This window comes from Nannocystis sp. RBIL2 (assembly GCF_026626745.1).
Classification (GTDB): Bacteria; Myxococcota_A; Polyangia; order Nannocystales; family Nannocystaceae; genus Nannocystis.
On record NZ_JAPNJW010000002.1, the window covers coordinates 3,479,455 to 3,492,060 of the forward strand.

Sequence of the window (12,606 nt, forward strand, 5' to 3'; positions counted from 1 at the left end):
GGCCTAGTGCCCGTGGTCCTCGCCGAAGGTGCCCTTGAGCAGCACGCTCTTGAGCGTCCACGCCCCGCGCGTCACCACCGACTCGCCCTCGCGCAGGCCTTGAAGGATCTCCACCACCCCGGGGCCCGCCGTCCCGAGCACCACCTCGTGCAGCTCGAACGCCCCGTCTTCGCCGCGCACGAACACCACGGTCTCGCCCGCGACCTCGATGATGGCGTCGCGCGGCACCGCCAGCACCGGCTCGGGCGCCGCCCGCGGGTCGCTGATGGCGATCCGTGCCTTGCCGAACAGGCCGATGCGCAGGATGTCCTCGCGGTTGTCGATCGGGATCCTCGCCACCACCGTCTGCGCCTCGACGTCGACCTTCGGCGCCAGGTACTCGATCGTCCCGTGGAAGGGGTGATCGGGGTACGCGTTGAGCTCGACCTCGACCGCCGCGCCGACGCGGATCTTCGCCAGCAGGTGCTCGAACAGGCGGGCGACGAACCACGCGCGGTCGAGGTTGACGATCGTCGCCAGAGTCTGCTCCGGCGTCACCGGCTGGCCCGGCACCGCGTTGCGCTGCATCACGTGGCCGGAGATCGGCGCGCGCAGCGAGAACACCGTCGCGTTGCCCTTCGACCCGAGACCGAGCGCCTGCAGCCGCTGCTTGGCCGCCTGCGCCTCCGCCTCGAGCGCGGTCGCCTCGGCGCGCGCGGCCGCCAGCTCCTGCTGCGACGCCATGTTGCGCTCGGCCAGCGCCTGCAAGCGCGTCAGGTTGGTGCGGGCCGACGTCGTCCGCGCCTGCAGCGACGCCAGGTCGGCGCGCAGGCTGCCGAGGCTCGGCGCGCGCACCGTCGCCAGCACCTGACCCTCCTTCACCAGGTCGCCCTCACGGAACAGCACCTCCTCGACGATCCCGCCGACCTTGGCCGGGACCTGGGCCGTGCGGCCCGGGTCGGCCTCGATGTGCCCGGTCGCGAACAGCACCGGCGCGACCACCTGTCTCTGCACCGGCTCGCTCTGGATCTGCGCCTCCGTCACCACTTGCGGCGACAGCTCGACCCGCCGCGGCAGCGCGTCGTGCTCGTGACCCTCGCCGTGCTCCTCGTGCTCCCCGTGCTCACCGTGCTCGTGCTCGTGCGCGTCGCCCTCGACCGCTCGCGCCCCGCACCCGAGCAGCGCCAGCGACAGTGACAGTGACAGCGCCCGCCTCATCGCTGCGCTCCTTCGGGCAGCAGCCCTGCCACTCGCGCCAGCTCGACCGAGCCGAGGGCCAGCGCGCGGCGGGCCTCGATGTGGGCCGCCAGGTACTCGAGCAGCGTCTGCTGCAGCACCACCGCGTCGCGGATCGACACCCGGCCCGTCGCCATCTCCTGCGCCAGCGCCTCGAGGTGGCCCTCGGCGCGCTGCAGTCGTTCGGCCTCGAACAGCTCGAGCTCCGCCTTGCGCGCCTCGACCTCGCGCAGCGCCACCTCGACCTCCGCCTGCACCACCCGGCGCCAGCGCTCGACCTCCGCCTCGGCGCGGCGGGCCAGCGCCTTGCTCTCGGCGATCTCGCCCTTGTACGTGCGCCCGAGCGGCGCCGGCAGCACGATCGGGAACGCCAGCCCGCCCCCCAGCACTTGCTCGGCGAACCCGTCGCGCTGGGCGTACAGCACCACGCTCGGGTTCGGCGCGCGCAGCCGGCGGAACACCTCGACCTGGCGCAGGAACACCTCGCGCTCCGCCTTCGCCAGCTCGATCTCCGCCCGCCTCGTCAGCGCCGACGTCAGCAGCGCCGACAGCTCCTGCGGCAGCGCCAGCGGCTTCAGCTCGCCCTCGACCTCGAGCCCCGCGCCGTCGCGCCCGAGCAAACCTGCCAGCACCGCGCGCGCGGCCGCCACCCGGCGGTCGGCCTCGATCTGCTGCCGCCGCACTCGCACCGACGTCGCCACCACCACGTCCGCGTTGAGGCCCGAGCCGAGGCCGGTGCGCTCGCTCGTGCGAGCCAGGTCGACCAGAGTCTCCGCGGTCTTGGCGATCCGGCCGATCATCGCCTGCTGCTCGCGCGCCGCGATCCACTCGAAGTACGCCGACAAGGCCGCCGCCGCCACGTCGCGGCGGCTCAGCTCGACCTGCCGGTCCGCCTGAGTCACCTCGGCGTCGGCCATCGCCATCCGCTTGCGCCGCTGGCCCGCGATCTCGAGCTCCTGCGCCACCCGCCCGTACACATTGATGTCGCGCTCGCCGTTCCACAGGCCCACGCGGCGGCCCGCGGTCACCTCGACCTGCGGGTTGCTCGGCAGCAGCGTGCGCGCCCCCAGCTTGCGGCCCTCCGCCGCCGCGCGCCCGGCCTCGGCCGCGCGGATGCTCGGGTGCTCGGCCAGCGCGCAAGCGACCACCGCGGCGCGTCCGAGCGGCCCCTGGCAGCCGGCCGAAGGCGGCGGCGCGGCCAGCAGGACGGCGGTGAGCAGCGCGGAGAGGAGCGGCATCTGGCCTCGACACGGACCCGCGGCGCGACGCACCGCGCGACAGGCTTCGGCGTCGAGGCTAGACCTTGTAGCCACTACAGGGTCAAGCGAGCGCGGCGGGCGGGGGCGTGCGAGGTGACGCACGCACCGCCGCGTGGTGACAGGCGGGCGGCCGCGGAGCAAGCTCGGGCGGTGACCCGAGACGACGAGCAGATGACGATCGGAGCGCTCGGCCAGGCCACGGGCGTCGGCGCCGAGACGATCCGCTACTACGAGCGCATCGAGCTGCTGCCGCAGCCGGCCCGCACCTCCGGGGGTTACCGCGTCTACCGGCCGGAGCACGTCCGCCGCCTCAACTTCATCCGTCGCAGCCGCGAGCTCGGGCTCAGCATCGAGGCCGTGCGCGAGCTGCTCTCGCTCGCCAGCGACCGCCTGCGCCCGTGCGCCCGCGTCGACCGGCTCGTCCGCGACCACATCCACGACCTCGACCACAAGATCGAGAGCCTGCAGAAGCTGCGCGGCGCCTTGCAGCGGCTGGCCGACTCGTGCCGTGGCGGCGGGCGCGTGTCCGAGTGCCGGATCCTCGAGGCCCTGCAGGAGGCCGAGGAGACCCTCGCCGGGCCCGCCATCGAGTGCGGCCAGGAAGACTGCCAGGAGCGCCGCGCCAGCGAGAAGCAGCCCAAGCCTCGCCGCGAGCGCCGCGCCTGAGAAGTTTCTCAGGATCGTCTCAATTTCTCCCCACCGCCCCGCGCTACCGCTGGAGGCATGCTCCGCCGCGCGCTCGCTACCGGCTGCCTCGGCCTCACGCTGACCTCGTGCATGTCCGAACAGACATGCCCTGAGAGACAGCCCAACCATCAGCCCGCGAGCACCGCCAGCGCCTGGGTCGAGGTCACCGCCCCGCGCGACGTCTCGCTCCTGCAGGCCGCCGCGCGCGTGGTCCTGCCCGGCGATCGCCAGGGCGTGATCCGCCCGATCTACCGCGCCCGCATCGCCCGCTTCCACGTCCAGGCCGGCGACCGCGTGCGCGTCGGCCAGCCGGTCGTCGACGTCGTCATGCCCGAGGTCGTCGTCGCCGCCGCCGACTACCGCGGGGCCCAGCTGCGCAGCGCCACCCAGACCGCGCGGCGCGACAAGCTCGGGCGCATGCGCGACGAGGGCCTGGTGGCCGAGCGCGACGTCTTCGAGGTCGCCACGCGCGCCGCCGAGGTCGAGCAGCAGGCCCTCACCGCCGCCGCCACCTTGCGCGCCGCCGGCATCGACCCCGCGCGCTCGCGCGAGCTCCTTCACAAGCCCGAGGTCACCCTCACGAGCGACATCGACGGCGTCGTCCGCGAGCTCCACGGCCGCCTCGGCGAGGTCGTCGAGGGCGGAGCCCTGCCGATCGCCGTCATCGTCGGCGAGGGCGTGCCGCGCGTCGAGGCCCGCTTCCTCCACGCCCCGCCGGCCCGCACCACCATGCGCTTTCACGCCGTCGACGGCAGCGTGTGGGCGCTGAAGCCCGAGCCGCTCGCGCGCACCGTCGAGGCCGACGACGGTGCCGTCGTCATGTGGTTCGAGGCCGAGGGCGACCGCCTCGCCGCGCCCGGCCTGCGCGGCACCGTCGAGGCCTTCAGCGACGAGGCCGGCGTCGTCCAGGTCCCCGCCGGCGCTTTGCAGCGCGAGGGCGACGACCTCGTCGTCCACCGCCGCCGCGACGGCACCACCGCCGCAATCCCGGTCGAGCTGCTCATGGCCTCCGGCGCCTCCGCTCTCGTGCGGGCGAAAGATCCGTCGCAGCTCGTCGCCGGCGATCGCGTCGCCGAGGACGCCCTCGCCCACCAGCGCGCCAACGCGGGGGCCGGCGCGTGATCGAGGCCCTGGTCCACGCCTCGGTGGTCCGCCGCCGCGCCGTCCTCCTCGTCACCCTCGTCGCCACCCTCCTGGCCGCGGTCGTCGCCGCGCGCCTGCGCTTCGACGCCCTGCCCGACGTCACCACCAACCAGGTCCTCGTGCTCACGCGCGCCGGCGGCCTCACCCCCGAGGAGGTCGAGCGCCTGGTGACGCGGCCGATCGAGATCGGCCTCGGCGGCATCCCGGGCATGGTCAAGCAGCGCAGCGTCTCGCGCTACGGCATCTCCTCGATCACCGCGGTGTTCGCCGACGACGTCAGCCCCTTCCTCGCCCGCCAGATGGTGCAGGAGCGGCTCGCGCTGGTCGGCGATCGCCTGCCCGACGGCATCGACGCCCCCGAGCTCGGGCCGCTGACCGGCGGCCTCGGCGAGATCTTCCACTTCACGATCCGCTCGCCCGAGCGCACCCCGGCCGAGCTGCTCGAGCTCGTCGAGCTGCGCCTCGTCCCGCTGCTGCGCGCAGTCGAAGGCGTCGTCGAGGTCAACACCTGGGGCGGCGAGCGGCGCACCCTCGACGTCGTCGGCCGGCCCGACGCCATGGCCCGCTTCCACCTCACCCTCGGCCAGCTCGAGGCCGCGGTGGTCGCCGCCACCGGCACTGCCGCGGGCGCCAACCTGGCCGATGGGACATCTCAGGTCCTGCTCCGCGGCGTCTCGCGCCCGACCACCCCGCACGAGCTCGGCAGCGCCCTCGTGCGTCCGGCGGTCAGCGGCGAGCCGGGCGTGCGGATCGCCGACGTCGCCGACGTGCGCTGGGGCAGCCTGCCGCGGATCGGCGCCGCCACCTCCAACGGCGAGGGCGAGACCGTCTACGTCATGGCCCAGATGCTGCGCGGCGCCAACGCCCTCCAGGTCATGGAGCGGCTGCACGCGCGCATGGCCGACGTCGACGCCGCCCTGCCCGAGGACGTCAGCGTCGACCTCGTCTACGACCGCTCCAAGCTGGTCGGCGCCACCCTGGCCACCGTGGCCAAGAACCTCGCCGAGGGCGGCCTGCTCGTCGTCGTCGTCCTGTTCGCCATGCTCGGCAGCTTCCGCGCCGGCTTGCTCGTCGCTCTGGTGATCCCGCTGTCGATGGTGTTCGCGCTGGCCGGCATGGCGCTGCTCGACATCCCCGGCAACCTCATGAGCCTCGGCGCGATCGACTTCGGCCTGCTCGTCGACGGCGCCGTCGTCATGGTCGAGGCCGTGTTCTGCGGGGCCGTCGGCGCCGCCCTCAATCCGGACAAGGTCGCAGAGTGGACCCGCGGCGTCGCCCGCCCGGTGTTCTTCTCGGTCCTCGTCATCCTGCTCGTCTACGTCCCGATCGTCACCCTCACCGGCGTCGACGGCAAGATGTTCCGGCCGATGGCCGCGGCGGTGATCATGGCCCTGCTCGCCGCCCTGATCCTCGCCCTCACCTTCGTCCCCGCGGCCGCGGCCGCGGTCCTGCGCCCGCGCGACGTCCCGGCCCGGGAACCATTCGTCGTGCGCCTGGCGGAGCGCGCCTATCACCCCGTGCTGCGCGCGGCCACCCGCGCCCCGCTCCTCGTCGCCGCCCTCGCGCTCGCCTCTCTGGTCCTCGGCGGCTGGCTGTTCACCCGCACCGGCGCCGCCTTCGTGCCCCAGCTCGACGAGGGCGACCTCGTGATCCAGACCGAGCGCGCCCCCAACATCTCGCTCGACTCGGCGGTGCGCGAGGCCACCGCGATGGAGCAGGTGCTGCTCGCCGAGGTCCCCGAGGTCCGCGCAGTGGTCGCGCGGATCGGCTCGCCCGCGGTCGCCACCGACATCATGGGCATCGAGCAGGCCGACGTGTTCGTCGAGCTGGCGCCGAAGTCCCGGTGGCGCGACGGCCTCGACAAGGACGCGCTCGTGCAGGAGATCGATACTCTCCTGGCCGCCAAGGCCCCCGCCGACGTCGTCGTCTTCACCCAGCCGATCCAGATGCGCTTCAACGAGCTGCTCGGCGGCGCGGTCACCGACGTCTCGCTCAGCATCTTCGGCGACGACCTCGCGCAGCTGCGCGACCTGGCCGAACAGACAGCCGAGGTCATCGCCGGCCAGCCCGGCGCGGTCGACGTCCGCATCATGGCCCCGCCCGACGTCGCGGTCGCCGAGGTCCGCCCGCGCATGCTCGCCGCCGGCAGCCACGGCATGGTCGCCGCCGACGTCCTGCGCGTGGTCCAGGCCATCCGCACCGGCGTCACCGCCGGCTACACCTACGTCGGCCCGCTGCGCCTGCCCGTGCGCGTGCGCCTCGGCGAGCCGCCGCCCGCCAGCCTGCTCGCGCGTGTGCCCGTGCCCACCGCCGACGGCGCCCTCATCGAGCTCGAGCACCTCGCCACCGTCGAGCAGCACCCGGCCGCCAGCCTCGTCAACCACGACGACGCCCAGCGGCGCATCGTCGTCGGCTTCAACGTCCGCGGCGCCGCGCTCGGCGACGTCGTCGAATCACTCAAGGCCGAGCTCGCCGCGCGCGTCCCGCTGCCCCGCGGCACCCGCTCGGTGTGGGGCGGCCAGTACGAGTCGCTGGCCGAGGCCCGCGCCCGCCTGGCCTGGGTCATCCCCGCGGTGGTCGTGGCGATCTTCGCCGTCCTCCTGCTCGCCTTCCGCCGCCTGCGCCCCGCCGCGCTGATCTTCACCCACGTGCCGTTCGCCTGCGTCGGTGGCATCCTCGCCCTCACGTTGCGCGACCTCCCCCTGTCGCTGTCCGCCGCGATCGGCTTCATCGCCCTCAGCGGGATCGCCGTGCTCAACGGCGTGGTCCTGCTGTCGCAGATCGATCTGCTGCTCGCGCAGGGCCTGGGGCCGCGCAAGGCCGCCTTCGCGGCCGCCGAGTCGCGCATGCGCCCGGTGCTGATGACCGCCTCGGTGGCCGCGCTCGGCTTCGTGCCGATGATGCTGGCCACCGGCACCGGCGCCGAGGTCCAGCGCCCGCTCGCCACGGTGGTCGTCGGCGGCCTGGTCTCGTCGACCTTGCTGACCCTGGTGATCCTCCCCGCGCTCTACCCGTTCTTCGCCGGCAGGAGCCGCGCGGCATGAGGCTCCTCGTGGTCGAGGACGACGAGCGGCTGCTGCAGCTGCTGCAGCGCGGCCTCGGCGAGGAGGGCCACCTCGTCGACGCCTGCACCACCAGCGCCGACGCGCTCGGCCAGGCGCAGACGATCGCCTACGACGTGGTCCTGCTCGACTGGATGTTGCCCGACGGCGACGGCCTGTCGCTGCTGCGCGCCTGGCGGGCCCGCGGCGTCGACACCCCCGTGCTCATGCTGACCGCCCGCGGCAGCGTCGGCGAGCGCGTGCTCGGCCTGCGCACCGGCGCCGACGACTACCTCGTCAAGCCGTTCGACTTCAGCGAGCTGCTGGCGCGCATCGAGGTGCTCGCGCGCCGCCGCGGCGGCGAGGTCGTCCACCTGCGCGCCGGCGACGTCGGCCTCGACACCCGCCAGCGCGCGCTCGTCCGCGGCGATCGCGAGGTCGCCCTCACCGCCCGCGAGTTCGCCCTCTGCAACCTCCTGTTCCGCCGCGTCGGCGAGGTCCTCACCCGCAGCGAGCTGCTCGCCGCGGTGTGGGGCCCCAACTTCGACGGCGAGCCCAACGTCCTCGACGTCTACGTCGGCTACCTGCGCAGCAAGCTGGCCCAGCTCGGCGACGACGCCCCCACCATCCGCGCCCAGCGCGGCGTCGGCTTCCGCCTGCTCCCCGGAGGCGAGCGGTGAGCGTCGCACGACATGTCCCCGAGGGCATGCCCCTTCGGCCATGTCTCTTTAAACATTCCTCGCCGGACATGCCCTCCGGGACATGTTCCGGAGTCCGATGACCCTGCACCGCCGGCTGCTCCTGTTCGGCGCCGTCATCCCGGCCGGGCTCATCGCCCTCGCCCTGTTCCTGATCGGCCTCGTCCTCGACCACCTCCTGCTCGAGTCGGTCGACCGCGGCCTCACCTTGCAGGCCGCCAGCGAGTCGGTCAGCCTGTTCGATCGGCCAGGTCAGGACGCGCACCTCCACTTCGGCGACTCGGCCCTGGTCGCCGACCTGCAGCGCCTGCACCACCAGGGCGCGCTCTACGGCCCCGACGGCGCCCGCCTGCTCGCCTACCCCGCCGAGACCTTCGCCCCCGAGCGCCTCACCGCCGCCGACGTCGCCCGCGCCCCGGCCCTGCAGACGCGTGCGCTCGCCAGTGGAGAGCGCGTCCGCGAGCTCTCCCTCGCCATCGACTCGCCGCGCGGCGAGCCGCACGCGCTGTGGCTGGCAGTCTCGCTCGCCTCCAACGACGCCGCCCTGGCCGCCTACGCCCGCGCCGCCGCCCTGATCGGCGCGGCGGTCACCCTGCTGATGCTGCTGCTGCAGGTCTCCCACGCCCGCGGCCTCGTGCACCGCGTACAGCAGCTCCACGTCCACATGCAGCGGCTGCAGACGGCGACTTCTCGACCTTGCCGCCCGCCGACCCTGGCACCGACGTGGTCGCCAGCCTGCGCGACGCCATCGCCGACGCCACCGAGAAGCTGCGCACCGCCTCCGAGCTGCAGCACCGCCTCGTCGCCGACGCCGCCCACGAGCTGCGGACCCCGCTCACCGCCATGCGCATGGAGATCGACGTCACCCTGCGGCGCGAGCGCTCGCCCGAGCAGCTCGTCGACGCCCTGACCCGCGTACGCACCGAAGTCGACCGCCTCGGCGAGCTCGCGACCAAGCTGCTGGCGATGGCCAGCCTGCGCCGCTCCGAGTGGGAGCGCGTCCCGCTCGACGCGGTCGCCAGCGTGCGCGACGCCATCGCCAGCCACAGCGTCGTCGCCGAGCGGCGCGCCATCTCCTTGCACCTGCACGCCCCCGAGGCCGCGCCGATCCGCGCCAACCCCGGCCCGCTGCGTCAGGCCGTCGACAACCTGCTGGCCAACGCGATCAAGTTCGCCCCCGTCGGCAGCGCAGTCGACCTCACCGTGCGCGACGGCGAGACCGCGCTCGAGCTCCTCGTCGAGGACCGCGGCCCCGGCGTCCCTCTCGAGCACCGCGAGACGATCTTCGCCCCCTTCCGTCGCCTCCAGCGCGGAGTCGACGGCGCCGGCCTCGGCCTCGCCATCGTCCGCGAGGTCGCAGAGGCCCACGGCGGCCGCGCCTGGGTCAGCGAGCGCCCGGGCGGCGGCGCCTGTTTTCATCTCGTCATCGCCCGCGCATGACGCCGGCGCATGACGCCGATCGCATCAGCCCTGCGTCTGCCCGCGACTGCCTGCCGAGCCCTCGGCGCGCCGCGCCAGCGCCTGGCGCAGCCCGTCTTGCAGGCTCGACGCAGTGGTGATGCGCGTGAAGTCGACGTCCAGCTCGACCAGCGTCTGCGCCATCTTCGGCGAGATGCCCACCACGATGCAGTGCACCCCGAGGAGCCGCGCCGCGCCCACCGTCTCGAACAGGTGCGACGCCGCCGCGGTGTCGATCACCGGCACGCCGGTCACGTCGAGGATCACCTGCGACGCGCGCTGCTCCACGACCGCCGCCAGCAGGTTCTCCATGATCTGCGCCGCCCGGTCGGCGTCGATCACCCCGATCAGCGGCAGCGCCAGGATCCCCTCCCACAGCCTGATGACCGGCGTGGAGAGCTCGCGGATCGCCTGCTGCTGCGCATGGAGCAGGCGGATGTGCTCCGACAGCGCCGCAGTCCGCTCCGCCACCGCCGCCTCGAGCGCCTCGTTCTGGGCCCGCAGCTCCTCCTCGCTGCGTGCCAGCTCGCCGATCTCGTAGTGCATCACCACGGCCTCGACGAGCTGGCCCTCTTCGTCCTTGACCGGGTAGATCGACGACGCCACCCACCCTGCCGATCCCGCCGACACGCCTTCGGTGTGCCGCGGGTCGTAGCGGAGCGCCGGCAGCCGGGTCGCCTCTCCCGTCGCGTAGGCCCGGCGCACGCCCGCCAGGCTCCCCGACGGCTCGAGCTGCAGGTCGTCGAGGATCACGTGGCCGCGCACCACATCGAGGTTCAGCTTCCACAGCTTCTCGAAGCCCTGGTTGACCTCGACGACCCGCCCGGCCGCGTCGCACACCTGCACGCTCAGCGCAGTGTTGCCGACCATCGCCTGATACCTGCGCGCCGCGACCTTCAGCGCATCGACCTGCCGGCGCAGCGCTTCCACCTCGCGAACGAGCTCCTCGTGCGACCTGTCGTCCGCGCCCATCGCCGGGACTGTACACCGCGAAGCCTGCGCGAAAAAGCAGGGCGAGCCGCCTCCTCTGGAGCTACGCGCACGCTGCAGCGCAGCGTCCTCGGACGCACGAATTCTCGACGCACGAGCGCCTGCGGCCGCGCTGCACCGATCGAACAAACCCGCGTCTTCACCGCGCAGCCATACGGTCCTCACCCACGAGACGTTCCTGTCCCTATCGCCAGGTGAAGCCCGAAGCGAGAGCGCGAGCGGCGGAGTCGCGCCGACCGCGAGAGCATCACTCGTGCCGCTCCGTCGACGTCCGCGATGGTGGGCCGCGCTCGCGGTCCACCTCGCAGATCGTCCTCGTTCACCGCGCCGGCTCAAACCTCGTCGCGGTAGAACGTCAGCTGGTACTCCATGCGCGCCACCTGCCCGTGCGTGAAGTGGTCGATGCACGCGTCGTCGCCGTAGTCCATGAAGTTGTGGATCGGGTCCTTGCCCGGCAGCGGACACGAGTCGAGGTCCTCCGGGCAGCCATACGCCGGGTACGACTCGGACGGCGTGTCGGCCACGCGGTCGCCTCCGTCGTCGAGATCGCCGCCGCAGCCGCCCTGGAACGTGTGATAGAGGCCCGCCCAGTGGCCGACCTCGTGGACCGCGGTGTCGCCGAGGTCGTACGGCGGTGACGCGCCGCCGGGCAGGCTCTCGTCGAGGATCACCACCCCGTCGTCCTCCGGCGCCCACGCGTACTCCCACGGGAACGTCGCCCAGCCGAGCAGTCCACCGCCGATCCCCGCCGTATAGATGTTGAGGGTGCCGGCTCCGCCCACGCGCAGCGCCGACTTCGCCTCCGTCTCCGCGGTCGTCCCGTAGTCCATCGCGTACCACGAGTCGTTCGCGGTCACGTCGACCCCCGCCAGCGAGAACGTGATCCCCGCCGGCACGAACGCCGCGTTGAGGATGTCGAGCTGCTGCTCGATGCGCTCCGACGCCACCTTCCCGTTGCCGACGCTGTCCGTGATCACGTGGAAGTACGTCGGGATCACCCGCGGCACGAACCCGATCCGGGCCGAGGCGGCCCGCCGCGCCTTGAAGTCGAGCTCCATCACCTCGACCTCGTCGTTCGTCGGGTGCGTCCCGCAGCGGCCGTCGACGCCCGCCGAGGTCAGCGATTCGAGCCCGCCGCAGGCGACTGCGTCGTCGTCGATCATGCAGGCGTCGGCCAGCACCTCGGTCTCGGGCCGGGCACCCTTCATCTCGCGTCGCGGCTCCGGGTCGTCGCAGGCGGAGCAGAGGGAAGCAGCAAGAATTGTCCACACAGTGTTGATCGCACGCATTCTCATTCATCCCGGGCGCTCCATCTTCGAGCCCCCCACGCCATCATACGGGCCGACGCTCGGGCTCGCCGTTACGACGATCTTACATTCGCCGTCACGGTCGACCGCAGCCGGATCACCGCTCCTGCCCCAGATACCGGGGCGGGCGCACCGCCGTCCGCCTGCTTTTCTGCTTTCTTTATTAAAATCAAAGGACATGTCCTGAAGAACGCCCGCGAGAGTGACAGTCCTTGCGCGCGTGGGAGCGCCGCATCGCAAGGCACCGCAGCCCCGCGAGCCACCTGTCCTTTTCGCCAGCCTCGATGGGGGAGAAACGGCCCTGGCCTTTCCGCCAGCTTCGCTCACGACAGCGGGCCGGGCCGAAGAGGTTTGTGGCCTCCTGGTCTCTCGTCGGCTTCGATCGGCAGCGAGCCGCCGAGAAGTGACAGTCGTACCGGCCCGCGTCTGTCTCGCGCCTCAGCCTTCGGGCCCGATCGTCAGCTCTGTCTGCAAGTCGACATCCGAAAAGCTGCGGATCGTCACCACCCGACAACCCCGCACGACCCCTCGCACACGTCGCACCTCCTTCGCGTCCCCGTCCAGCCGCTCGCTGACCTCGAGCGGCTCCTTGGGCCGCTTCATGCCCGGAGTCACGAGCAGCCGATCGGACACGTACACGATGCCGGTGTCGAGGTCGGTGATCACCGGCTCGTGCGGCCGCTCTTTGCGACTCGTGCCGAACAGGCCGTCGACTACGACCTCGTACCACACCAGCTCCACGCGATGACCGACGGGGATGGGCGCCTGGAAGATGACCACGTACTTCTGCATCCGCGGCATCGTAGCC

General features: G+C 72.9%; 10 protein-coding genes and 1 pseudogene. 6 read left to right on the forward strand and 5 right to left on the reverse strand.

Annotated elements, in window-relative coordinates:
- Positions 1–3: 3 nt before the first annotated feature.
- Both OV090_RS38960 and OV090_RS38965 read right to left on the reverse strand, forming a co-directional pair.
- Positions 4–1,197: an efflux RND transporter periplasmic adaptor subunit gene (locus OV090_RS38960; protein ID WP_267709907.1), complete on the reverse strand. Its 1,194-nt coding sequence runs from the start codon at positions 1,195–1,197 to the stop codon at positions 4–6.
- Positions 1,194–2,453, reverse strand: a complete 1,260-nt coding sequence (locus tag OV090_RS38965) for a TolC family protein (RefSeq protein ID WP_267709908.1) — start codon at positions 2,451–2,453, stop codon at positions 1,194–1,196. The genes OV090_RS38960 and OV090_RS38965 overlap by 4 nt, the downstream gene beginning before the upstream one ends.
- Before the next feature lie 192 nt (positions 2,454–2,645).
- Between OV090_RS38965 and OV090_RS38970 the strand changes: the two are divergent.
- The 6 genes and pseudogenes from OV090_RS38970 to OV090_RS38995 form a co-directional block, all read left to right on the forward strand.
- A pseudogene (locus OV090_RS38970) lies at positions 2,646–3,026 on the forward strand (helix-turn-helix domain-containing protein); the annotation flags it as partial.
- Between the two features lie 171 nt (positions 3,027–3,197).
- Positions 3,198–4,283, forward strand: coding sequence for an efflux RND transporter periplasmic adaptor subunit (locus OV090_RS38975; RefSeq protein WP_267709910.1), 1,086 nt, complete (start codon positions 3,198–3,200; stop codon positions 4,281–4,283).
- Positions 4,280–7,348 carry a CusA/CzcA family heavy metal efflux RND transporter gene (locus OV090_RS38980; protein ID WP_267709911.1) on the forward strand — a complete coding sequence of 1,023 codons (3,069 nt, stop codon included), beginning with the start codon at positions 4,280–4,282 and terminating at the stop codon, positions 7,346–7,348. The genes OV090_RS38975 and OV090_RS38980 overlap by 4 nt, the downstream gene beginning before the upstream one ends.
- Positions 7,345–8,025 carry a response regulator transcription factor gene (locus OV090_RS38985; protein WP_267709912.1) on the forward strand — a complete coding sequence of 227 codons (681 nt, stop codon included), beginning with the start codon at positions 7,345–7,347 and terminating at the stop codon, positions 8,023–8,025. Before OV090_RS38980 ends, OV090_RS38985 begins: the two co-directional genes overlap by 4 nt.
- Positions 8,026–8,107: 82 nt before the next feature.
- Positions 8,108–8,953 (forward strand): hypothetical protein, encoded by an 846-nt coding sequence (locus OV090_RS38990; RefSeq protein WP_267709913.1) that lies wholly within the window; start codon positions 8,108–8,110, stop codon positions 8,951–8,953.
- A complete protein-coding gene (locus OV090_RS38995) occupies positions 8,893–9,483 on the forward strand; it encodes a HAMP domain-containing sensor histidine kinase (RefSeq protein ID WP_267709914.1) in 591 nt (196 codons plus the stop codon). Before OV090_RS38990 ends, OV090_RS38995 begins: the two co-directional genes overlap by 61 nt.
- A 24-nt stretch (positions 9,484–9,507) precedes the next feature.
- Here OV090_RS38995 and OV090_RS39000 read toward each other — a convergent pair whose 3' ends face one another.
- From OV090_RS39000 to OV090_RS39010, 3 genes are all read right to left on the reverse strand, one after another.
- Positions 9,508–10,473, reverse strand: a complete 966-nt coding sequence (locus OV090_RS39000) for an STAS domain-containing protein (protein WP_267709915.1) — start codon at positions 10,471–10,473, stop codon at positions 9,508–9,510.
- A 350-nt stretch (positions 10,474–10,823) separates the two neighbouring features.
- Entirely contained in the window at positions 10,824–11,699 is an 876-nt protein-coding gene (locus OV090_RS39005) for a zinc metalloprotease (RefSeq protein ID WP_267709916.1), read from the reverse strand.
- A gap of 537 nt (positions 11,700–12,236) precedes the next feature.
- Positions 12,237–12,590 (reverse strand): hypothetical protein, encoded by a 354-nt coding sequence (locus OV090_RS39010; protein ID WP_267709917.1) that lies wholly within the window; start codon positions 12,588–12,590, stop codon positions 12,237–12,239.
- Positions 12,591–12,606: the final 16 nt, after the last annotated feature.

Coding starts and splice junctions, on each gene's coding strand:
- OV090_RS38960 (WP_267709907.1), bottom strand. CDS start 1,197: ATGAGGCGGGCGCTGTCACTGTCACTGTCGCTGGCGCTGCTCGGGTGC.
- OV090_RS38965 (WP_267709908.1), bottom strand. CDS start 2,453: ATGCCGCTCCTCTCCGCGCTGCTCACCGCCGTCCTGCTGGCCGCGCCG.
- OV090_RS38975 (WP_267709910.1), top strand. CDS start 3,198: ATGCTCCGCCGCGCGCTCGCTACCGGCTGCCTCGGCCTCACGCTGACC.
- OV090_RS38985 (WP_267709912.1), top strand. CDS start 7,345: ATGAGGCTCCTCGTGGTCGAGGACGACGAGCGGCTGCTGCAGCTGCTG.
- OV090_RS38990 (WP_267709913.1), top strand. CDS start 8,108: ATGTTCCGGAGTCCGATGACCCTGCACCGCCGGCTGCTCCTGTTCGGC.
- OV090_RS38995 (WP_267709914.1), top strand. CDS start 8,893: ATGGAGATCGACGTCACCCTGCGGCGCGAGCGCTCGCCCGAGCAGCTC.
- OV090_RS39000 (WP_267709915.1), bottom strand. CDS start 10,473: ATGGGCGCGGACGACAGGTCGCACGAGGAGCTCGTTCGCGAGGTGGAA.
- OV090_RS39005 (WP_267709916.1), bottom strand. CDS start 11,699: ATGAAGGGTGCCCGGCCCGAGACCGAGGTGCTGGCCGACGCCTGCATG.
- OV090_RS39010 (WP_267709917.1), bottom strand. CDS start 12,590: ATGCAGAAGTACGTGGTCATCTTCCAGGCGCCCATCCCCGTCGGTCAT.